At 68.8% G+C, this 21,187-nt stretch carries 21 protein-coding genes and 1 pseudogene; 12 read left to right on the forward strand and 10 right to left on the reverse strand.

Annotated elements, in window-relative coordinates; translation table 11 throughout:
• Window positions 1-28: 28 nt before the first annotated feature.
• The 3 genes from BST11_RS17460 to BST11_RS17470 are packed head-to-tail and all read right to left on the reverse strand — an operon-like array spanning window position 29 to window position 2,465.
• A complete protein-coding gene (locus BST11_RS17460) occupies window positions 29-625 on the reverse strand; it encodes a TetR/AcrR family transcriptional regulator (protein WP_083139173.1) in 597 nt (198 codons plus the stop codon).
• On the reverse strand, window positions 622-1,395 hold the full coding sequence (locus BST11_RS17465; RefSeq protein WP_083139174.1) for an SDR family NAD(P)-dependent oxidoreductase: 774 nt from the start codon (window positions 1,393-1,395) through the stop codon (window positions 622-624). Before BST11_RS17465 ends, BST11_RS17460 begins: the two co-directional genes overlap by 4 nt.
• Window positions 1,392-2,465: an NAD(P)H-dependent amine dehydrogenase family protein gene (locus BST11_RS17470; protein ID WP_083139175.1), complete on the reverse strand. Its 1,074-nt coding sequence runs from the start codon at window positions 2,463-2,465 to the stop codon at window positions 1,392-1,394. The genes BST11_RS17465 and BST11_RS17470 overlap by 4 nt, the downstream gene beginning before the upstream one ends.
• Before the next feature lie 89 nt (window positions 2,466-2,554).
• On the opposite strand from BST11_RS17470, the gene BST11_RS17475 reads away from it, so the two are divergent.
• From BST11_RS17475 to BST11_RS17495, 5 genes are all read left to right on the forward strand, one after another.
• Window positions 2,555-3,412 (forward strand): SDR family NAD(P)-dependent oxidoreductase, encoded by an 858-nt coding sequence (locus tag BST11_RS17475; RefSeq protein ID WP_083139176.1) that lies wholly within the window; start codon window positions 2,555-2,557, stop codon window positions 3,410-3,412.
• Between the two features lie 106 nt (window positions 3,413-3,518).
• The gene (locus BST11_RS17480; protein WP_083139177.1) at window positions 3,519-4,874 is read left to right on the forward strand and encodes a WS/DGAT/MGAT family O-acyltransferase; all 1,356 of its coding nucleotides are present in this window, start codon (window positions 3,519-3,521) and stop codon (window positions 4,872-4,874) included.
• A 3-nt stretch (window positions 4,875-4,877) separates the two neighbouring features.
• Complete coding sequence (locus BST11_RS17485; RefSeq protein WP_083139178.1) at window positions 4,878-5,372, forward strand: NUDIX hydrolase; 495 nt, start codon at window positions 4,878-4,880, stop codon at window positions 5,370-5,372.
• Between the two features lies 1 nt (window position 5,373).
• The gene (locus tag BST11_RS17490; RefSeq protein WP_083139179.1) at window positions 5,374-6,279 is read left to right on the forward strand and encodes a haloalkane dehalogenase; all 906 of its coding nucleotides are present in this window, start codon (window positions 5,374-5,376) and stop codon (window positions 6,277-6,279) included.
• 31 nt (window positions 6,280-6,310) lie between these two features.
• A complete protein-coding gene (locus tag BST11_RS17495) occupies window positions 6,311-7,543 on the forward strand; it encodes a cytochrome P450 (RefSeq protein WP_083139180.1) in 1,233 nt (410 codons plus the stop codon).
• Window positions 7,544-7,554: 11 nt separating this feature from the next.
• Here the strand turns inward: BST11_RS17495 and BST11_RS17500 are convergent, their stop codons facing one another.
• Together BST11_RS17500 and BST11_RS17505 are read right to left on the reverse strand one after the other, a co-directional pair.
• Window positions 7,555-7,923: a hypothetical protein gene (locus BST11_RS17500; RefSeq protein ID WP_083139181.1), complete on the reverse strand. Its 369-nt coding sequence runs from the start codon at window positions 7,921-7,923 to the stop codon at window positions 7,555-7,557.
• Between the two features lie 42 nt (window positions 7,924-7,965).
• Complete coding sequence (locus BST11_RS17505; protein WP_083139182.1) at window positions 7,966-8,415, reverse strand: hypothetical protein; 450 nt, start codon at window positions 8,413-8,415, stop codon at window positions 7,966-7,968.
• A 176-nt stretch (window positions 8,416-8,591) separates the two neighbouring features.
• On the opposite strand from BST11_RS17505, the gene BST11_RS28175 reads away from it, so the two are divergent.
• Both BST11_RS28175 and BST11_RS17515 read left to right on the forward strand, forming a co-directional pair.
• Window positions 8,592-9,296 (forward strand): DUF2510 domain-containing protein, encoded by a 705-nt coding sequence (locus tag BST11_RS28175; RefSeq protein WP_211284730.1) that lies wholly within the window; start codon window positions 8,592-8,594, stop codon window positions 9,294-9,296.
• 367 nt (window positions 9,297-9,663) lie between these two features.
• Window positions 9,664-10,068 (forward strand): hypothetical protein, encoded by a 405-nt coding sequence (locus tag BST11_RS17515; RefSeq protein ID WP_211284731.1) that lies wholly within the window; start codon window positions 9,664-9,666, stop codon window positions 10,066-10,068.
• Here BST11_RS17515 and BST11_RS17520 read toward each other — a convergent pair.
• A complete protein-coding gene (locus BST11_RS17520; RefSeq protein WP_083139183.1) occupies window positions 10,059-11,132 on the reverse strand; it encodes an ATP-dependent DNA ligase in 1,074 nt (357 codons plus the stop codon). The genes BST11_RS17515 and BST11_RS17520 overlap by 10 nt on opposite strands.
• A gap of 37 nt (window positions 11,133-11,169) precedes the next feature.
• Between BST11_RS17520 and BST11_RS17525 the strand changes: the two genes are divergently transcribed.
• Entirely contained in the window at window positions 11,170-12,219 is a 1,050-nt protein-coding gene (locus BST11_RS17525; protein WP_083139194.1) for a DNA polymerase domain-containing protein, read from the forward strand.
• On the opposite strand, the gene BST11_RS17530 is transcribed toward BST11_RS17525, so the two are convergent.
• Window positions 12,210-13,019, reverse strand: coding sequence for a rhomboid-like protein (locus BST11_RS17530; RefSeq protein WP_244897688.1), 810 nt, complete (start codon window positions 13,017-13,019; stop codon window positions 12,210-12,212). The two genes, BST11_RS17525 and BST11_RS17530, sit on opposite strands and share 10 nt — an antisense overlap.
• 192 nt (window positions 13,020-13,211) lie before the next feature.
• Here BST11_RS17530 and BST11_RS17535 point away from each other — a divergent pair, with 192 nt between their 5' ends.
• Together BST11_RS17535 and BST11_RS17540 are read left to right on the forward strand one after the other, a co-directional pair.
• Window positions 13,212-14,048, forward strand: coding sequence for a mycofactocin-coupled SDR family oxidoreductase (locus BST11_RS17535; protein ID WP_083139184.1), 837 nt, complete (start codon window positions 13,212-13,214; stop codon window positions 14,046-14,048).
• An 11-nt stretch (window positions 14,049-14,059) separates the two neighbouring features.
• Window positions 14,060-15,262 (forward strand): cytochrome P450, encoded by a 1,203-nt coding sequence (locus BST11_RS17540; RefSeq protein WP_083139185.1) that lies wholly within the window; start codon window positions 14,060-14,062, stop codon window positions 15,260-15,262.
• Between the two features lies 1 nt (window position 15,263).
• Here BST11_RS17540 and BST11_RS17545 read toward each other — a convergent pair whose 3' ends face one another.
• Together BST11_RS17545 and BST11_RS17550 are read right to left on the reverse strand one after the other, a co-directional pair.
• Entirely contained in the window at window positions 15,264-15,866 is a 603-nt protein-coding gene (locus BST11_RS17545) for a TetR/AcrR family transcriptional regulator (protein WP_083139186.1), read from the reverse strand.
• Window positions 15,863-16,702 (reverse strand): annotated as a pseudogene (locus BST11_RS17550) (HpcH/HpaI aldolase/citrate lyase family protein). The gene BST11_RS17545 and the pseudogene BST11_RS17550 overlap by 4 nt, the downstream one beginning before the upstream one ends.
• 450 nt (window positions 16,703-17,152) lie before the next feature.
• On the opposite strand from BST11_RS17550, the gene BST11_RS17560 reads away from it, so the two are divergent.
• Together BST11_RS17560 and BST11_RS17565 are read left to right on the forward strand one after the other, a co-directional pair.
• Window positions 17,153-17,857 carry an SDR family NAD(P)-dependent oxidoreductase gene (locus tag BST11_RS17560; RefSeq protein WP_083139187.1) on the forward strand — a complete coding sequence of 235 codons (705 nt, stop codon included), beginning with the start codon at window positions 17,153-17,155 and terminating at the stop codon, window positions 17,855-17,857.
• A gap of 53 nt (window positions 17,858-17,910) precedes the next feature.
• A complete protein-coding gene (locus BST11_RS17565; RefSeq protein ID WP_083139195.1) occupies window positions 17,911-18,306 on the forward strand; it encodes a PPOX class F420-dependent oxidoreductase in 396 nt (131 codons plus the stop codon).
• Here BST11_RS17565 and BST11_RS17570 read toward each other — a convergent pair.
• Window positions 18,303-21,008: an ATP-binding protein gene (locus BST11_RS17570; RefSeq protein WP_244897689.1), complete on the reverse strand. Its 2,706-nt coding sequence runs from the start codon at window positions 21,006-21,008 to the stop codon at window positions 18,303-18,305. The two genes, BST11_RS17565 and BST11_RS17570, sit on opposite strands and share 4 nt — an antisense overlap.
• Between the last annotated feature and the right edge of the window lie 179 nt (window positions 21,009-21,187).

Genomic DNA, 21,187 nt, shown 5'->3' on the forward strand with positions numbered 1-21,187 from the left:
TGTGCCCGGCGGGCCGCCATGTCACACGTCACTTTTTTCGTCTCCAGTGCGGGCTCTTGACGGCCGCCAGCGCCTCGGTGACATAACGATCCAACGGCCATCGGTTGCGGGATTGCCGCACCCACTGCTGGAACCCGAAATCCGCTGCCGCGAAGGCGATCTGCACCAACAGGCCGGGCCGGATGTCGACGTCGGGGTTGGCGCCCATGCGCTCGGCGATCAGCTTGATCGCCCGGTCCTTGTCGGCGGGACGGTGCAGGGTGACCTTGTCGAGCAATCCAGGCGCGACCAGCAGGGCCTTGCGCCACTCCTCGCAGTCGGCCCGGTCGAACGAGCGGGTCCGCGTGACGATCGCGTTGATCAGCGCGGCATCGGGTGACTCGCCGGCCGGACGGTCCTCGAGGAGGCTGACGATCGCGGCGCCACCGTAGCGCACCGGCGCCAGCAGCAGCTCCTCCTTCGCCGGCACGTGCCGGAAGAGGGTGCGCGCCGAAACGCCTGCCGCCGCGGCGATTTCCTCGGTGGTGACGGCGTCGTACCCGCGCTCGATGAACAGCCGGAACGCGGCGCGCCTGATGTCGGCGCGGACCTGCGCGCGCTGACGATCGCGCAGCGACTCCGTCACCGGAAGCAACCGATCCCGCCGTCGACGTGGATGGTCTGCCCGGTGATGAACGTCGCGTCGGCGCCGAGCAGGAACGCCACCAGAGCGCCCACGTCGGTGCGCACGTCGCCGATGCGTTTCATCGGGACGCGCCGCACCGCCTTCGCGTAGTCGTCGGGCGCGAACTGTTTCCACAGTTTGACGCCGTCGGACTCCGCGAACGGGCAGATGACGTTGACACGGATGTTGTCGCGCCCCCATTCCAGCGCGGCGACCTTCGACAACCCGCGGATGCCTTCCTTGGCGGCGGCGTAACCGCCCCACCTCGGCTCGCCGCCGGTGCCCGTCCCCGAGCCGAGGTTGACGATCGACCCGCCGCCGGCCTCGACCATCACGGGATGCACGGCCTGCATGAGCAGGAACGTCGCCCGGGGTCCGACCTCGTAGCCCAGCGCCAGGTCCTCGGTGGTGATGTCGACGAAGGCCTTGGGCTCGTTGGTCGCTATGGCGTTGTTGACCAGGCCGTGCACGGCGCCGAACGCGTCGACGGCGGCCGCGACGATCCGCGCGGCGCTGTCCGGGTCGCGCAGGTCGGCGACCAGCGTGGTGACGGCGCCGGCCGCCGCGAGTTCGGCGCCGGTCGTCGCGAGCAGCTCGTCCTGGATGTCGACCAGCAGCACCGACGCCCCGCGTTCCAGCAGCGCGGCGGCGGCGCCCTTGCCCACGCCCTGCGCGGCGCCGGTGACGATCGCGACGTGCCCGCGCAGCGAGTCGGGGTGGCTGTACGTCATGCCGTTACGGCCAGATTGCGCGCCGGGCGGCCGGCGAACAGCGGCAGATCGAGGTAGGTCTTGATGCCCGGTCCCGCGGCGCAGACGTCCGGGATGGCGTTGACGCAGTGGTTGGCGGTGGCGACGACGCCGGGATTGCGTCGCAGCCCTTCGGCGATCGACGGCGGCTGCAGGCCCTTGAAGGTGAGGCTGACGGTAGGGTCGCCGGTGATCTCGACCTCGAAGCGTTCGCCTCGCTCAGCGAAATTCCAATCGGGGTCTAGGTTTTCCTCGCCCATCAGCCAGTTGACCGCCGCGGTGATCACGGGCTCGCCGTCGGCGAGCGCCTGCCAGCGGAAGCGGCGCGCGGCCACGGTTCCCGCGGTGATCGGGAAGGGGTCGTAGTCGATGTCGGAGGTCGCCACGGCGATGTCCTGGATGGTCCTGATGTTGGGGTCGATGCGAAAACCCATGTGGTCGGCGATCATTCGCACCGACATCTTGAATCCCGACTCGAGCAGGCTGGCCATGGGTCCTTGCACGGCCTCCTCGGGGGTGCCGCCGAAGCCCATGATGTGGCGCACCACGTCGGGGGCGTTGTAGGTGCGGATGTCGGAGAACTCCTCGGCGCGCACGTGAGTGACCGCCGACGACAGCGAGGACACCATGAGCGGGAAGCGCTCGGTGATGCCGCCGGGGTGGATCCCCGAGCCGTGCAGGGTCACTCCGTTCTCGACCGCGGCGTCGGCGATGGCCTGATGGCGCGGGTTGCTCAGGTCGGGGTAGACCCACCCTACCGGGGTCACCACGTTCTTGCCGGACCGCAGGATTGCAAGGACCTCTTCGTCATTGGGCACCAGCGGGCTGTACACGACGCAGTCCGCGTCGAGCGCGAGCACCTCGTCGACGTCGGTGGTCGCCTTGACGCCCAGGGGAGCGGCCCCGACGATGTCGCCGACGTCGGCGCCGTTTTTGCTCGCGGTGTGCACCCAGCACCCGGCGAGCTCGAGCCGCGGGTGGTTCAGCACGCATTCGATGGCCGCCTTGCCGACACCTCCTGTGGCCCATTGGATGACACGGAGCTTGCTCATGGCCGACCTCCCGCACGCCTTTACATCCCACCAATGAGATGGCACCGTATGACTACCTGTCAGTGACTGTCAACTAGGAAGGTCGGCCGATGGGCGTGCTCGACGGCAAGGTGGCGATCGTCACCGGAACCAGCCGCGGGGTGGGCGTCGGCATCGCCCACGAACTGCTGCGGGCCGGCGCCACCGTCATCGGCTGCTCGCGTTCGCCGCTGGACACCATCCCCGGCATCGAAACCGACTGGGCGCCGCGCGCCTCGCAAAAGGTCTGCGACCAAGGCGACTACCGCTCGATCGATTCGTTCGTCGCCGACGTCGTCGCCGCCCACGGCCGCGTCGACATCCTGGTGAACAACGCCGGCGGCACGGTGCCCGCGCCGCACGCCGAAAGCATTCCCGAACTCGTGCAACGCATTCAGGGCGCGCCGGAAAGCGCCGACGACTATGAGCGCACCGCGCTGTTCCACGCCTACGCCGTGCAGATGAACCTGATCGGCCCGCTGTGGTTCGCGATCCGCGCCTACCGGCAGATGCGCACCCAGGACGGTGCGGGCTGCATCATCAACATCTCCAGCGGCGCCGGGCACCCCGCGGGGTCGCCGACCCTGGTCTCCTACGGCGCGGCCAAGAGCGGGCTCAACCACCTCACCCGCTCGCTGGCCGAGGAGTGGGGGCCCGCCGTGCGGGTCAACTGCATCGCACTGGGCCCGACGATGACCGAGAACTTCCGGTCGTTCGTGCTGCCCAAGGACGACCCGAGTGGCGAAAAGTATTTCGCCGCCGTACCGTTGCGCCGCGCGGGAGAGCCGGCGGAGGTGGGCCGGGTCTGTGTCTTCCTCGCGAGCGGCGACGCGGACTTCGTCAACGGCACCACCATCGAGTGCGACGGGGGCATGCTGCCCGGCGTGCTGTACGACGCGGGCCTGAAGACGATCACCGACCTGCTGTAGCCGCCCGCCGGGCCCACTGTGAATTCCGCGACGCCTCCCCGGCGTGTCGCGCCGCGATTTTCACACTCGACGCCAAGAAGGTTTGTCGTGGGGGTCTAATGGGTGGATGGAACTGATGACGCCCACCGACGCGGTCTTTCTGCTGGGAGAATCGCGTGAGCACCCCATGCACGTCGGGGGCCTGCAGCTCTACGAGCCGCCCCCGGGCGCCGGCCCGGAGTTCGTCCGGGAGTTCACCGAAGCGATGCTGGCCAACAACGAGTTCCAGCCCACATTCCGTAAACACCCCGCGGCGATCATGGGCGGGATCACCCCGATGGCATGGTCCTACGACGACGAGGTCGATGTCGACTACCACGTGCGGCGCTCGGCGCTGGCGTCGCCGGGCCGGGTTCGCGAGCTGCTCGAGCTGACGTCCCGGCTGCATACCGGCCTTCTCGATCGCCACCGCCCCCTGTGGGAACTGTATGTGGTGGAGGGTCTGAGCGACGGCCGGTTCGCCATCTACAGCAAAATGCATCACGCGCTGATCGACGGCGTTTCCGCGCTCAAACTGATGCAGCGCACGTTGTCATACGACCCCGACGACCGCGAGGTCCGCGCGGTCTGGAACCTGCCGAAGCCCACCCGCGCGCTCAGCCCGGTGTCCCGCCTTGGTTCGCTGGTGAAGACGGCGGGATCCGTTGCGGCGCTTGGCCCGTCGACGGTGTCGCTGGCACGCGCCGCGCTGCTCGAACAGCAGGTGACGCTGCCCTTCGGCGCGCCGCGCACCATGCTCAACGTCAAAATCGGCGGCGCCCGGCGGTGCGCCGCGCAGTCGTGGTCGGTGGACCGCATCAAAACCGTCAAGCGGGCCGCGGGGGTCACCCTCAACGACGTCGTCCTGGCGATGTGCGCGGGCGCCCTGCGCTACTACCTGCTCGAGCAGAACGCGCTGCCCGACACCCCGCTGATCGCGATGGTCCCGGTGAGCCTGCGCAGGGAGGACGAGGCCGACGCCGGCGGCAACCGAGTCGGGGCGATCCTGTGCAACTTGGCCACCCACACCGACGATCCCGCGCAGCGGCTGCAGACCGTCAGCGAGTCGATGCACAAAAACAAGCGGGTGTTCTCCCAGCTGCCCCGCGTCCAGGCGCTGGCTCTTTCGGCGTTGAACATGAGCTCGTTGGCCCTGGCGGCGGTCCCGGGTTGGGTGTCGTCCACATCGCCGCCCTTCAACATCGTCATCTCCAACGTGCCGGGGCCGCACGAGCAGATGTACTACGGGGGAGCGCGGCTCGACGGCAACTATCCGATGTCCATCGCGATGGACGGGCAGGCGCTGAACATCACTTTGGTCAGCAACGCCGGCAACCTCGAGTTCGGGCTGGTCGGCTGCCGCCGCAGCGTTCCGCACCTGCAGCGCCTACTCGCGCACCTGGAGTCGTCGCTGAAGGACCTGGAACGCGCCGTCGGGGTCTGAGCCTTGACCCCGCCCAGGCGCCTCAGCGCCGGCGCGCTGCTGTACCGGGCCCGCGACGGCGTGGTCGAAGTCCTGATCGCACACCCGGGCGGCCCGTTCTGGGCCCGCAAAGACGAAGGAGCATGGTCGATTCCCAAGGGCGAGTACACCGAGGGCGAGGACCCCTGGACGGTGGCGCGGCGCGAATTTCACGAGGAACTCGGGCTGCCCGTGCCGGACGGGCCGCGCACGGACCTCGGCGCGTTGCGGCAACCCAGTGGCAAGGTGGTCACCGTGTTCGCCGTTCGGGCCGACCTCGACGTCACCGACACGCACAGCAACACCTTCGAAATGGAGTGGCCGAAGGGCTCGGGCAGGATGCGGGAGTTCCCCGAAGTCGACCGGGTCGGATGGTTCGCGGTCGCGCAGGCGCGCACCAAGCTGCTCAAGGGCCAGCGCCCATTCCTCGACCGATTGATGGCCCACCCCGCCTTGGCGGAACTACACGAAGGGACCTGACATGCAAACGTTGCGCACCCCCGACGAGCGATTCGACGATGTGCCCGACTTTCCTTATGCCCCAAGGTATTGCGAGATCCCCGACGGTGACGGCGGTACGCTGCGGGTCGCGTGGGTGCAGGACGGCCCGGAAGACGCCGACCCGGTCCTGATGCTGCACGGCGAGCCGTCGTGGTCGTACCTGTACCGCAAGATGATGCCGATACTGGCCGCCGCCGGTCATCGCGTCATCTGCCCCGACCTGGTCGGGTTCGGTCGTTCCGACAAGCCCACCCGCCGCGAAGACCACAGCTACGCCCGCCACGTCGAATGGATGAGGACCGTCGCGTTCGACGTCCTCGACCTGCGCGACGTGACCCTCGTCGGCCAGGACTGGGGCGGCCTGATCGGGCTGCGGTTGGCCGCCGAGCATCCCGAGCGGTTCGCGCGCCTGGTCGTCGCGAACACCGGGCTACCCAACGGCGAGCAGCCGCTGGCCGACGTCTGGTGGCGCTTCCGGGAGGCCATCACGACGGCCCCCGAGCTGAACATCGGCTGGTTCGTGCAGGGCGGTTGTCGCCAGCAGCTCAGCGACGAGGTGCGCGCCGGCTACGACGCGCCGTTCCCGGAAGACGCGCACTGCGCGGGGCCGCGGGCGATGCCCGGACTGGTGCCGACCTCCCCGGACGACCCCGCCGCGGCGGCCAACAAGGCGGCCTGGGCCAGGCTGTCGGTGAGCCCGACGCCCATGCTCGTCGCCTTCAGCGACGGCGACCCGATCACCGGGCCGATGGCCGCGATCTTCCAGCGCGAGATGCGTGGCGCGCAGGGCATCGAGCACCCCACCATCCACGGCGCGGGACATTTCCTGCAGGAGGACGCCGGCGAGGAACTGGCCCACCACATCGTGGAATTCCTGCGCCGCTGAGCCCGCCGGAGGCCGCGGGCAGAATGTGGGCATGACGAGCGCACCCCCGCAAGCCGAAGCGCAGGGCCTGCTGCTGCAGCTGCTCGACCCGGCCAACCGGGCCGACCCGTATCGGCTCTTCGCGCAATTCCGCGAGCTCGGCCCGCTGCAGCTGCCCGAATCCAACTTCGTGGTGTTTTCGGCCTACCGGGACTGCGACGACGTGCTGCGGCACCCGTCGTCGAGCAGCGACAACGCCAAGTCGACCGTCACGCGCCGGCAGCTGGCGGCCGGCGTGGTCCAGCCCCGGCAATTCCCGACCGGGTTCCTGTTTCTCGATCCGCCCGATCACACGCGGCTGCGCAAGCTGGTCAGCAAGGCGTTTTCGCCGAGGGTGGTGACCGCGTTGCAGCCCGAAATCACCGCGCTGGTAGGCGGATTGCTCGATCGGATCGCCGACCGGGGCGCGTTCGATGTCGTCGCCGACTTCGCCCACCCGCTTCCCGTGGCGGTGATCTGCCGGCTGCTCGGTGTGCCGCTCGACGATCAGTCGAGGTTCAGCCACTCCTCGGCGGTGCTGGCGCAGTCGCTGGACCCGTTCTCGACGATCACCGGCGTCCCCGAGGAGGTCGCGGCCGAGCGGCGGCGGGCCAGCGCGTGGCTGCGCCAGTACTTCCACGCGCTGATCGACCGGCGCCGATCACGGCCCGGCGACGACCTGCTGTCGGGCCTGATCGCGGTGGAGGAATCCGGGGACCAGCTGACCGAGGAGGAGATCGTCTCCACCTGCATCCTGCTGCTCATCGCCGGGCACGAGACCACGGTGAATCTGATCGGCAATGCCATCTTGGCGATGCTGTGCAACCCCATCCACTGGGCCGCCCTGGCCGCCGACCCCGGACGCGCACCGCTGATCGTGGAGGAGACGCTGCGTTACGACCCGCCCGTGCAACTGGTCGGGCGGGTCGCGGCCGACGACATGACGATCGGCGACGTCGAGGTGCCGGCGGGGGACGTGATCATGCTGCTGCTGGGTGGGGCCCAACGCGATCCGGCCGAATTCGACCGGCCGGATGCCTTTGACCCGGACCGGGGGACCTTGCGCCACTTGGGTTTCGGCCGCGGAGCGCATTATTGCCTGGGCGCGCCGCTGGCGCGGCTGGAAGCCGGGGTCGCGCTGTCGGCGGTGGCGGCACGCTTCCCGGACGCCCGCCTGGCCGGCGAGCCGCGCTACAAGGAGAACGTCACCCTGCGCGGCTTGGCGGAGTTGACGGTGGCTGTGTGATCAGGACGTAACTAGCCACGCTCCCACGGCGCGGTTTCGTCCATCTTCTTGTAGTACTTCGCCAGGTGGCTTTTGACGCGGTCGACGTCGGTCTTCGGCAAGTCGATGCCGCCGCGGGCGCCGCCCATGATCGCGCCGGCGATCATCACCCCCCGCGGAACGGCCTTGAGCTCGCCGCCGATGACGTCGGCGAACAGCAGCTTGTAGGCGGTGAAGTTGTCCTTTTTGTCGCTGTCGTACCAGATGTGGGCGTCCCGGTACTTCTGATTCGGTTTGTCCTGCGCGCCGGCCCACTTGCGGACGCGCTTTTCGGCGGCGCCGCCGTCCCACTTGCGGTCGCGATCGGCCAACGGCAGGTCTTTGAACGCTGTTACTGACATCTTTTCCGCGTGCCCGCGTCGGGCCCCGGATAAACGTGTGTTCTAGCCGTTGCTGTCGGCGCTTTCGCCCGTGCCGTCGGCCGGCGCCGGTGCGGTCAGCACGATCGAAATCGGTATGGGCGTGGCCATTTCGATCTTTCCGTGCTCGTCGTAGTAGGCGCCGATGGTGTATTCGCCTTCGGTTTCGACCAAGAACGCGAGGTCTTTGGTGAAGCACCGGTACTTGGAGGGCCGGTCGGCTTCGTCGGGCCAATGCCAGGTTCCCGTGAGGCTGCCGCACGGGTTTCCCGCGGGGTCCTTGCACACGACGTAAAGTTCCGGGTCGTAATCCCCGCCGGCGCGCGCGTGCACGACGAGAACGAGCGGAACCCTTGCCGTCAAAGGGAGTTTCTCGACCTGGTAACAGGCCATGGGTATGTGCGTGGCATGGATCGCGCCGTTGTCGTCGAGCCCGGCGGTGCCCGACACGAAGAGGGCGGCGATGTGCAGCATCACGACAGCTTAAAGGTGTCGGTCTGGGAAACCGAAAAAGCCACCGCGCCCGGTTCGGCACCGGCGTTATGATTCGCGCCAAGGAAATTCCAAGGCATTCGCGGCATTGTTCGTCGTGATTCGCCGCTAAGCGGTGCCCGCCCGCGGCCCACGACCGCCCGAGGGGAGACAGCGATATGACGACTCCGCCGTCGGCGCCCGATTGGTATCCCGACCCGAGCGGCAAGCCCGGGATGATGTATTGGGATGGCCAACAATGGCACACCGCCCCGCCCGCCGACCAGCCTCCCCGGCCGACCCCGACGACGCCGCGGCGCCCGGGGCGTCCCGCGCTGATCGCCGCGCTCGTCGTGGCGCTCGTGGTCCTGGCCGGCGTCATCGGCGTCACCGGCTTCCTGCTGCAGCACAGGCACCCGTCCCCGGCCCCGGCCGCGCAACCCGCACAACCCGCGCAGCCCGCGCAACCCACGTCGTCGGCGGTTTCCTCGGCCCCCGCCCCGGCTCCCGGCGTCGGAGCGCAGGAGTTGGCCCCGTTCCTCGGAGAGTGGGGCGGCGGTCATTCGGGGCGGATCGAAATCCACCCCGACGGCAGCGGGCGTTGGAGGTATCCCGATGTTTCGACGTGCCCGGACGCGCCGCTGGCCGGCTGCGGCGTCATCGGGACCGCGGACTTCACGCTGACCTCGGTCACCGACGGCACCGCGAAGGGACGCGTCACCGCCAGCTCGAACCCGGTCTATGCCTCCGTGGGCGGGCCGGTGACCATCGTCCAGGGCAAGAGTTGGCAGGGCACGGGGGTCGTTCTCAAGGTGAGCATCGGCAGGATGAGGGGCTGGAATTTCTGCAACGACACCTCCCCGCACAACTGCGCCGAGAGCTGAATTCGCCCGCGGGAAACCCGGAATTCTGCAACCAGAACGCCCGGAACATTCTTTTTAATCTGCGCGCACACCCGCTCGGCACGAATTGCACCGTGAAATCGGTCGCTCGTGGGTTCGGCGATAAAAATTCTGACGCAATCGGTAGCGGAACTCACCGCAAGAATTTCGCAAGCGGCCGGGCATAACTTACCGCGCATCGGCGACGAAAGGCTTTGCGATGGGCGGGACCGGCGGCACCACTTTCGGGCGCCCTCGTGGCCGAACTCGTTCAGGTACGCCGTCGAACTTGGGACCGGTAGCCGCGCGGGTGATGTCCACTCGCCGGTGATGCGGCCCGTCCGCACAGCTCCGACATGAAAGGGCGATCATGCACAACGTTCGTTCAACGAGTCGACGGATTGCGCGGCTAGCCGCGACGGCGCTGGTGGCCGGCGGCCTGGGTATGGGCCTGGCCACGGGCACCGCCGGGGCCCTACCCGGTCCCGTGCCGCTGGACGCCTGGCCGGGCTGCCCCAACGACCACCCCGAGGGCCCGTGCCACTGGTGCCCGGGACAACCGTTGCCGCCGACCGGCAACCACGTCACCAACCCGGTGATCTGGGACAACAACATCTGCCACACGTACTACTACGTCTACTTCGGGCAGGGCAACGTCGCCCAAAACATCTGGGACGGCGAGAATCCGCCGCCGCCGCCCCCGCCACCGCCGCCCGGCCTCATCAACAAGGACAACTGCCAGCAGATCCTCGGAATCTTCTGCCCTCACGCCTGAGGCCCCAGGCCCGGCACGATGTCGCCGAGGCTGAAGGTGACCGGCTGTTCGAGCTGTTCGTAGGTGCACGAACGGGGATCGCGGTCGGGGCGCCACCGGCTGAACTGGGCCGTGTGCCGGAAACGCGGACCCTCCATGTGGTCGTAGCGGACCTCGACGACCCGTTCGGGCCGCAGCGGCACGAACGAGAGATCCTTGCCGGCGTTCCAGCGCGAGAATTCGTTTTTGCGCGGCGTTCGTTCGCCGGCCTCGTGGGCGGCCCAGTTCCACGGGTGATCCTCGAAAGTGGTGACCAGCGGCTGCATTTCGGCGAACAGCCGCCGCCGCTCGGCCATCGGGAACGCGCCGATCACGCCGACCGACGCGAGCCGGCCGTCGTCGGTGTAGAGACCCAATAGCAGCGAGCCGATCGCCTCGCCGCCCGATTTGTGCACCCGATAGCCGGCCACCACGCAGTCGGCCGTGCGCTCGTGCTTGACCTTGAACATGACGCGCTTGTCCGGCTGGTAGGTGACGCTCAGCGGTTTGGCGATGACGCCGTCGAGGCCGGCGCCCTCGAACTCCTCGAACCAGCGCCGCGCGGTCTCGATGTCGGTGGTGGCCGGGGTGACGTGGATCGGGGGGCCGCAGCCTTTCAAGGCGTCGACGAGGGCGGCGCGCCGCTCGGTGAACGGGCGCCCGGTGTAGTCGTCGTCGCCGAGCGCGAGCAGGTCGAACGCGATGAACGACGCCGGCGTCTTCTCGGCGAGCATCCGCACCCGGGAGTCGGCCGGGTGGATCCGCTGCTGCAGCGCCTCGAAGTCCAGGCCGTGCTCGGTCGCGACCACGATCTCGCCGTCGATCACGCAGCGCTCCGGCAGCTCGGCCCGCGCCGCGGCGACCAGCTCGGGAAAATAGCGGGTCATCGGGCGCTCGTTGCGGCTGCCCCACTCCACGTCGTCGCCGTCGCGGAAGCAGATCGACCTGAACCCGTCCCATTTGGGCTCGTACGACGCCTCCGGCGGCATCGACCGCACCGGCTTGGCGAGCATCGGCGAGACCGGCGGCATCACGGGCAGGTCCATTGGTTCATTGTGGCCTGCGGCGTGCTGGAATCTTTGTGTGGCTGCTCCAGCGGAAGAAATCGACGTCGACGGGATCGCGGTGCGGGTCACCAATCCGGACAAGGTGTATTTCCCCGCGCTGGGCTCCGGGGGTACCAAGCGACGGCTCGTCGACTACTACCGCGGCGTGGCGGTCGAAGCCGGCGGTCCGATGCTGACGGCCCTGCGCGACCGGCCCACCCATTTGCAGCGTTTCCCGGACGGCATCGACGGCGAGGAGATCTACCAGAAGCGGGTGCCGCAACACCATCCCGACTACCTGGAGACCTGCCGGGTGACCTTCCCGTCGGGGCGCACCGCCGACGCGCTGAAGGTGACCCACCCGTCGGCGATCGTGTGGGCGGCGCAGATGGGCACGGTCACGCTGCACCCGTGGCAGGTGCGCTGCCCGGACGTCGAGCACCCCGACGAGCTGCGCATCGACCTGGACCCGCAGCCCGGCACCGGGTTCGAGGAGGCGCGCGCGGTCGCCGTCGGCGTGCTGCGGCCGCTGCTCGACGAACTCGGACTGATCGGATATCCGAAGACGTCCGGGGGCCGCGGCGTCCACGTGTTCTTGCGTATCGCCACCGACTGGGACTTCGTCGAGGTGCGCCGGGCCGGCATCGCCCTGGCCCGCGAGGTGGAGCGCCGCGCGCCCGACGCGGTGACCACGTCGTGGTGGAAGGAAGAACGCGGCGAGCGCATCTTCATCGACTTCAACCAGAACGCCCGCGACCGCACCATGGCCTCGGCGTACTCGGTGCGGCGCACGCCGATCGCGACCGTGTCGACGCCGCTGACGTGGGACGAGTTGGCCGGCGCCGACCCCGACGACTACACGATGGCGACCGTGCCCGGGCTGATGAAAAGCCGGGACGACCCGTGGGCCGGCATGGACGACGTGGCCCAGTCGATCGCGCCGCTGCTGCAGATGGCCGCGGCCGACGAGGAACGCGGCCTCGGCGACATGCCCTACCCGCCGAACTACCCCAAGATGCCCGGGGAGCCGAAACGCGTGCAGCCCAGTAGGGACACCGATCTGAAGAAGGGCAGGGATCAGGCGTAGGCGAACTCGTCCACCGGGGCGAATCCTGTTGGCCGTGCGGGTGTCTCGTAGCGATCGCGGCGGGTTCGCCACGCCCGGCCCGCACCGAAGGCGATCAGCGAGGCGCACAGCCCACCGGCCGTCGCCGGCACCGACGGTCCCGACAGCACGAAATAGCCGAACGCGGCGCCGACGGTGAGCAGGGCGAGGCGCGCGGGCGTCCAGTCGTGCGCGGAAGACGCGCGGACGGACAACGCGATGCCCAGCAGCAACGCCAGGACGTGCCCGACGGCGGTGAAATCCAATCCCGAGGCCGCGATCAGCGCGATGCCGAGCCACCACCCGACCCACGCCGGCCGCCAGCGCGACGGGATCGGGGCCGTCAGCGCCCCCAGCACGCAAACCGCGCCGTAGCTGACGCCCACGTCGCTGGCCCGGGCAATCGAAACGGGCAGCCAACCCGCCTCGACCGCGATAACCAGGCCCACCGCCACGAGCAGGGTGGCCCCGATATGACCGACGGCGAACGTGACGACCAAACCCCTGCCGCGCCAGAGCAATTCGCCCAAGGCCAGCAGGCACGCCAGCCCCGGCAACCACAGATAGGCGCGCCCGCCCTCGTCCACGAACGCGCTGCCGATCAGCGTGCCCAGGTGGCCGTGCGACAGGTTGTGCAGGTTGGTGCTCATGTGGCTCACCGCGACATCGCGCGCATGCGGGCCGAGCGCGGTCAACCCGAGCGAGACCACGCACAGGACAACGGCGTACGCGGCGGTGACGCGCACCGCTGCCGCGCCGCGCCGCAGGTTGGACAGGGCCATAGCTTTACGGTGCGGCCTCGAAGCGAGATCCGCCGCGTCCTTAACTAACCTTTCACACGGGCGTGATGAATCTTCACGTGATGCGCCGGTCGGCACGACCGGCCGATCCCTTGACGAGCTTCCTCCGGTGCTGCTAGACATGGCGTGCGCGGAGAATTGGGCGATCGCCCAAATACTCGAATCGAGGTGGCTATGGCCGGGCGGATGGACGGCAAGGTCGCTCTGGTGAGCGGCGCGGCGCGCGGGCAGGGCAGAAGCCACGCGGTCCGGCTCGCGCGCGAGGGGGCCGACATCATCGCCGTCGACATCTGCCGAAAGTTCGAGGCTTCCCCGGCGCCCGGCGCCACGCTCGAGGATCTCGACGAGACCGCGGGGATGGTCAAGGACGCCGGCGGCCGCGTCGTCACCGCCGAGGTCGACGTGCGCGACTACGACGCCCTGCGGGCCGCCGTCGACGGCGCCGTCGAACAGCTCGGCCGCCTCGACGTCGTCCTGGCGAACGCCGGCATCGGCACGATGGGGGCGAAGCTGCACAATACCGGCGAGGCGCTGTGGCAGGAGATGATCGACGTCAACCTCAGCGGGGTGTGGAAGACGGTGAAGGCCGGCGTCCCGCACATCCTCGCCGGCGGCCGCGGCGGCTCGATCGTCCTGACGTCCTCGGTGGCCGGCGCCAAGGCCTATTCACACATGGGCCACTACGTCGCGGCCAAACACGGGGTGATCGGCCTGATGCGGACGTTCGCGGTGGAACTGGGCCAGCACCTGATCAGGGTCAACGCCGTCCTCCCGACCCATGTGAATTCGCCGCTGCTGATGAACGAGGCCACCTACCGAGCCTTCCGGCCGGAGTTGGAGAACCCCGGGCCCGACGACCTGGCGCCGGTGTGCCAGAGCTTTCACTACCTGCCCATCCCCTGGGTGACACCCGAAGACATCAGCAACGCCGTGCTTTTCCTCGCCTCCGACGAGGCGCGCTACATCACCGGGGTCGCGCTCCCCGTCGACGCCGGCAGCTGCCTGAAGTAAGGAAGGCATCGATGACCGTCACACACGACACCGACGTCTACTACGACCCCTACGACGTGGGCATCAACGCCGACCCGTATCCGACCTACGCGCGGCTGCGCGAAGAGGCCCCGATCTACTACAACGCGCGTTACGACTTCTGGGCGCTGTCCCGGCATTCCGACGTCGAACGGGCGCTTGCCAACTGGGAAGCCTTCTCCAACAAGCGAAGCGACATCCTCGAACTGGTGCAGTCGAAGTTCGACATGCCCGGCGGTGTCATGATGTTCCAGGACCCGCCGGAGCACACCAGGCTCCGCGGGCTGATGTCGCGGGTGTTCACGCCGCGCCGGATGGCAGCCCTCGAAGACCAGATCCGCCAGTACTGCGTCCGGTGCCTGGACCCGCTCGTGGGGTCCGGGGGATTCGACATCATCGCCGAGCTGGCCTCGATGATGCCGATGCGGGTGATCGGGATGCTGTTGGGAATACCGGAGTCCGAACAGGTTTCGGTGCGCGACGCCAACGACGCCAACCTGCGCACCAAGCCGGGTGCGCCCCTGAAGGTCGCCGACGCCGACTCGATCGCCGACGGCCGCATCTACGCCGACTACGTGGAATGGCGATCGAAGAACCCCTCCGACGACCTCATGACGACGCTGCTCAACGTCGAGTTCGAGGACGACCGGGGCGTGCACCGCAAGCTGACGCGCAAAGAGGTGCTGCACTACACGCAGGTGGTCGCCGGGGCGGGCAACGAGACCACCGGCCGGCTGATCGGCTGGCTGGCCAAGGTGCTAGCCGAGCACCCCGACCAGCGCCGCAAGGTGTACGAGGATCGCTCGCTGCTGACCCGCACCGTCGACGAGACCCTGCGGTTCGAGCCCACCGGACCCCACGTCGCCCGTTGGATGGCAAAGGATTTCGAGTGCTACGGCACGACGGTTCCGGCCGGCAGCGCGATGCTGCTTTTGTTCGGCGCCGCCAACCGCGACCACCGCCGCTACACCGATCCGGACACCTACGACATCCAGCGCGACAACATCTCGCACATCACGTTCGGCAAGGGCGTGCATTACTGTCTGGGCGCCAACCTGGCCCGCCTCGAGGGTCGCGTCGCGCTGGACGAGATGCTCAACCGCTGGCCGGAGTGGGACATCGACTACGACACGGCGCAATTGGCGTCGACGTCCACGGTGCGCGGGTGGGAGCGCCTGCGGGTGGTGCTGCCCTAAATCACTTGCGCCGTTTCTTCGGTGTCGGCATCTCGAACCGGTCGAGGAACCGATGGACCAGTGCGACGGCCTCGTCGTGGCCGCCCCTGGTGCCGAGCCCCTGCTCGAGGATGAGGGTGCGCCCGATGGAGGCGATGACGACCGCGAGGCCCGCGGGCGGGAATTCCTCCGGGTCCAGGCCGTGCTCGCGAACGATGAAGTTCAGCGCGGTGATCTGCTGCTCGCGCCACCGCTCCGACCAGGCCGCGATCTCGGCCTGAATCTCCTTGCGGTGGTTGGCAAGTCCCATGAACTCCAGCAACAGCCGGGTGTCCTTGGGCTCGGTGAGGGTGTCCCAGAAGGCGTGCAGTGGGCGATCGGAGGCCAGCGCCCTCTGCTGGCGCTCGAGATACACCGCCGCCCCGCGGCGGAAGACGGCCAGATACAGCTCGTCCATGGTGGGGAAGTAGTAGTGCACCAGGGCCGGTTTGACGCCGGCTTTCGCCGCCACCCGCCGCGACGTGGCCGCGGCGTAGCCCTCCTCGACCATGATCTGGATCGTCGCGTCCACCAGCATGTCGCGCGTGGTGGAGTCCCGTGGCTTGGGTCGTTCGGATGCGGTCATGGTGCGTGGTCCTCCGTAGCGACGGTGTCCGCGCCGGCCCGGCGCAGCACGTTGGCGGCGTGCCTCATGAGGGCGGCGTCGACGAGCTTGCCGTCCCTGCCCAGCGCGCCCACGCCGGCGGCCTCGGCGCGCCGGTAGTCGCCGATCATGGACCGGGCCTCCGCGACCTCCTCGGGCGCGGGCGTGAACACCGCGTTGGCGACCGGCACCTGGGCCGCATGGATCGCCCACTTGCCGTCGAACCCGAGCAGGCCGGCCTGCGTGGCGCTTCGCCGGTAGCCGTCGACGTCGCGGTAGGCCGGGTACGGCGCATCGACGGCGTCGATGCCGGCGGCCCGTGCCGCGGCGAGCACCTGGATCCGCACGGCGTGCCAGAAGTCCCCCGGGTAGTCGCCGGCGCTCTCGAAGTTGCCGTCGACGCGGGACCGCAGGGACGCCGAGAGGTCGCCCGCGCCGAGGATCAGCGCCTCCAATCACGGGCTGGCCCAGGCGATTTCGGCCACGTTGACCAGGCTCTCGACCTCTTCGATGAGAGCCTCGAGGGCGATCGGGCGGGCCAGGTGCAGCTTCGCCTCGAGCTGGGTGAGCAGGACATCCACCCACCAGACGTCGCGCGCCGAGCGGACCTTCGACACGATGACGACGTCGAGCCGGTCGCGCGCGCCGGTGACCAGCTCGACGATGTCGTCGTGACACCACTCGGTTTCGAGGCCGTTGACGCGCACGGCCCGCACCGTCGCGCCCCAGTCGAGACCGGTGAGGGCGCGGACCGCGGTGTGGCGCGCGGACTCCTTGGCCCGGGGAGCACACGCGTCTTCCAGGTCGAGGAGCTCCAGCTGACGTGCTGGCCGTCACCCGGGACCTGGCCGCGCGGGAAATGCGACGCGCCCTGAAAATTGGCGCCGTCGGAGGCCAGGACGATGTCCCCGAGCGGCGGGACCTCGGAATGCATGTTGCAGGGGCCGTTGACGGCGTTGATCATCGGCGCGTCGACGTCGAGCGCGTTGGTGATGAGATGGCGTGCATACCAAGCCTTTTCGTCGAGCTTGTGCAGGCCTCGGGTTCCCGGCATCAGCAGGTACTCGGGTTCGCCGTATCGGGTCCGCTTAGCCATGGGCATGTCCGTTCCTTGAGCGATCGCCCAAATAGTCCCACCTGGGGTGGTGGCGGTCAAGGCTCAGCTGCCGAAACGAAACGGGGCCCGTCCATGGGCTTGACCATAATCGACGCGGGGTGATAGGCATGTGAAGCCTATCGGTTGGGCGGTCGCTCAGGAAGGGGCCCGGGTGAAGACGGCGATCGTGACCGGCGGTGCCTCCGGGATCGGTCGCGCGATCGCGGAAAGGTTGCGCAGCGACGGCTTTCGCGTGGCCGTCATCGACCTGTCGCCCACCGACGACGGCTTCGGCTACATCGCCGACGTCACCGACCGCGCGCAGGTCGACGCCGCGGTGGCGGCGATCCGCGACGCGCTCGGCCCGATCCAGGTGCTGGTCAACGCGGCCGGGGTGGAGGGCTTCAAGAAGTTCCTCAACATGTCCTTCGAGGAATGGTCGAAGGTGATCGACGTCAATCTCAACGGCGTGTTCCACACCATCCAGGCCGTCCTGCCCGACATGGCCGAGGCCGGTTGGGGCCGCATCGTCAACATCTCCTCGTCCAGCACGCACTCCGGGCAACCGTTCATGGCCCACTACGTCGCCGCGAAGTCCGCCGTCAACGGGCTGACGAAGTCGCTGGCCCTCGAATACGGGCCGAGCGGGATCACCGTCAACGCGATACCGCCGGGGTTCATCGACACGCCGATGCTGCGCAGCGCCGAGCGGCGGCAGCTGCTGGGCGGCACCGTGGAGGACCACATCGCGCGCACCCCGGTGCGCCGGGTGGGCCGCCCCGAGGACATCGCCGCGGCGTGCGCGTTCTTCGTGTCCGAGGAGGCCGGCTACATCACCGGACAGATCCTGGGCGTCAACGGCGGCCGAAACACGTAACGACGCCCGAACCCCATGATTGAAAACTCCCGCGAACGGGGATGTGTTCGGTCGTGGCCCCCACCTTCAAGGACGTGATCCGGTCCAAATACCTGCTCCTGACCACCTTCACCAAGGACGGCCGCCCCAAGCCGACGCCGGTGTGGGGCGTGCCCGACCGCGACAAGCTCCTGGTGATCACCGACGACGGGTCGTGGAAGGTCCGGCGGATCCGCAACACGCCGCGCGTGACCATCGCGCGCAGCGGCGGGCTGGGCAGAGCCAAGAGCGAGCCGGTCGACGGCGTCGCCCGGGTGCTGCCCAAGTCCGAGACGCGCCGGGTCTACAACGCCGTCCTGAGGCGGTACTGGTACCACGCCTGGTGGTTCTACGCGCACTCGATCGTGCGTGGCGGCGTCGAGAAGGTGCACGTCGGCCTCGAGATCGCCCCCTCTGGAATAGAGGCCTAAGACTCTTGGACGTCGGTCCTGGCCCGTTCGAGTTCCGTTCGGGCCTGGTCGATTTGGTCGTATGCGTACGTCGCGATGGCGGCGATGGTCATCGCCGCTCCCCTGCGGGCGAGCGATTCGTAGGCCCGGTCGCCGAGGACCTCGCGCAGGTGCATGGTCAACGCGGCGTGCTCGGGCAGGGCGACCGCGACCATGGGATTGACCGCCGCGAAACCGGCGATGGTGGCCGCCGGTTCGTGGTGTCCAAGCCGGTCGAGAAGAATGGCGAGGGTGGCCAGGGGATTGTGCAACATGCCGATGTTGCCCGACTCGTGGTTGTTGCGGATGGCCACGGCGAGGTAGCCCAACGTCGCCACCGGGTCCCCGTGCTCGGCCTCGAGTCCGCACACCCAGTACGAGAATTGGGTCTCGAAGAAGCGGTTCCCGCTGTCCCGCGCGACGAGCACGCCCCGACGAATGGCGTCGAGGGCGCGGCCCGGATCCACGGCGCGGAAGGCGAACCCCCACGCGAAAAGGGCGTACGAGAGCGCCCACGGATTGCCGGTCGCTTCGGCGGCATCGATGAGGCCGTCGGCGGCTGCCGTCGCCTCGTCGGTCGAACCGGAGGCCGCCAACGCGAACACCAGGTTCGCCCAGGCGGATGCGCTGGTGTCGGCGCCACTGGTCAGCAGGTCGCGGCACACCTCGACATATCGGTCCGGCCGGCCCACGAACAAATACGCACTGCCCAGAAAGGGCGCGCCGAAGTACGACACCCTATCGCCGGCAGCGGCGATGACTGCCTGGCCGATCTCGCTGTAGCGCACACCCTCTTCGAAGCGTCCGGCGACGACCGCCAGCGATGCCGCCACGCATACGGCGGCGAGTCGAGGATGTTCGATGGAGCGAAGCGGTTCCACCAGCTCTTCGGCCCACGTTATCGGTTCGTGGTTCTCGAGAAAGGGGCTGAGCAACGCCGCATACGCGGCGATGGCGGCGCCGGCGTCCAGATCGTCGTGATCGGCAGCCCACCGAAAGGCGGTGCGCAGATTGGCCAGCTCCACCGCGAACCACTCGTACGCCTCGCGCTGGCGCGGACTGTCCCACAGGGCCATGATGGCGGCTTCCCGTCCGGCGTAGTACCGCGCGTGGGCGGACCGAATCTCGGATGCTTCGCCACGGGCGACGAGCTGTTCCTCGGCGAACTGGCGGATCGTCTCCAGCATCGAAAAGCGGGTGCGCGAAGCGGACCGGTCCGCGACGAGCAGGGACTTGCGCACCAGGGCGTCGAGTACGTCGAGGATGGCGTACTCGTCGCGGTCTTGAGGATCGCCGGATCCGGCTATCGCGCAGGCGCTTTGGAGGTCGAATCCGCCCGCGAACACCGAACAGCGTTCCAGGACTGACTTTTCGGTGTCGTCGAGAAGGTCGTAGGACCAGGCCACCGCGTGGCGCAGCGTGTGGTGGCGTTCCAGGCCGCGTCGGGAACCGACCAGCAGCCGGAACCGGTGATCGAGACGATCGCGCATTTCACTCGCGCTCATCGACGCCATCCGTGAGGCGGCCAGTTCGATGGCCAAGGGGATTCCGTCGAGGCGCCGGCAGATCTCGGTGACCGCGTCGGCTTCCTCGCCGTCGACCACCGAGAAGGTGGGCGCGATGGCTTGCGCGCGTTCGACGAACAGGCGCACCGCCGCGGAATCGATTCCGGCCGCCGCGTCCAACGAGCGCACCGGCCACACCCGCTCGTCTGGGACTCCGAGTCCCTCGCGGCTGGTGGCGAGGACTCGTACGGTCGCCGAGTGCGCCAGGATGGCCTCGATCAGGTCGGCGGCGGCGTCGAGAACGTGCTCGCAGTTGTCGAACACCAACAGCCGGACCCGGCCCTCCAGCGCGACGGCCACCGACTGGCTCACCGTCTTGCCGGGTTGTTGGGTGATGCCCAGGACCGCCGCCACCGCATCGGGCGTCGCCGCCGGATCGGTGACCGCGGCCAGCTCGAAAAGCCAGACACCGTCGGGAAATTCGTCGGCGAGCCGGGCGGCTACCTCCATCGCCAGGCGGGTCTTGCCGACCCCGCCGACGCCCGTCAGCGTCACCAACCGATGCGCCTTGACCGCCGCCGCGATCTCACCGGCCACGAGCTCGCGTCCGATCAGGCTGGTCGTCGCGGGCCGCAGGTTGCCGGGCGTGGTATCGAGCGTCCGCAACGGCGGAAACTCCGCGCGCAGTCCCGCCGCCCGCACCTGAAACACCCCGACCGGCGTTGGCACGTCGCGCAACCGTCGCGACCCCAGATCGAGCAGGTCGGCCGCGCCAAGCAGGCCCGCCGTTGACTCGGCCACCAGAATCTGGCCGCCATGCCCGGCGGCCATCACCCGCGCAGCCCGGTTGAGCACCGCCCCGAAGTAATCCCCGTCGCGCAGCTCGGCTTCGCCGGTTGCGATCCCCATCCGCACCGGCAACTCCAGCTCCCGCTGCGCGGCCACCGCGGCATCGACCGCGGATCGGGGTGAGGCGAACGCCGCGCACACGCCGTCGCCGGTGTGCTTGAACAGCCGCCCGCCATGCGCCTCGACGGCCCCACGCAACACCCGGTCGTGGGCGGCCAGCGCCGCGCGCATCGCCTCCGCGTCGGCCTCCCACCGACGGGTCGAACCCTCGACGTCGGTGAACAAAAACGTCACCACCCCCGAAGGCGCGGACGCTGGCGAAGCGGACACCAACGCAGAATGGCACAGTTTGCCCGAATATCCCCGCAGACGGCTTGCCGGCGGGTGCCGCCGAAGGAAAATACCGGCTTAAATTGAGGAAAAGGGTCGCGGACGAGGCGAGATAATTCTCCGCAGCGGTTTCAAGCTCCAACCCGGATGCGGGGAATGGGCGGGGAATGGGTGGGGAA

The organism is Mycobacterium alsense, assembly GCF_002086635.1.
Taxonomy (GTDB): Bacteria; Actinomycetota; Actinomycetes; order Mycobacteriales; family Mycobacteriaceae; genus Mycobacterium; species Mycobacterium alsense.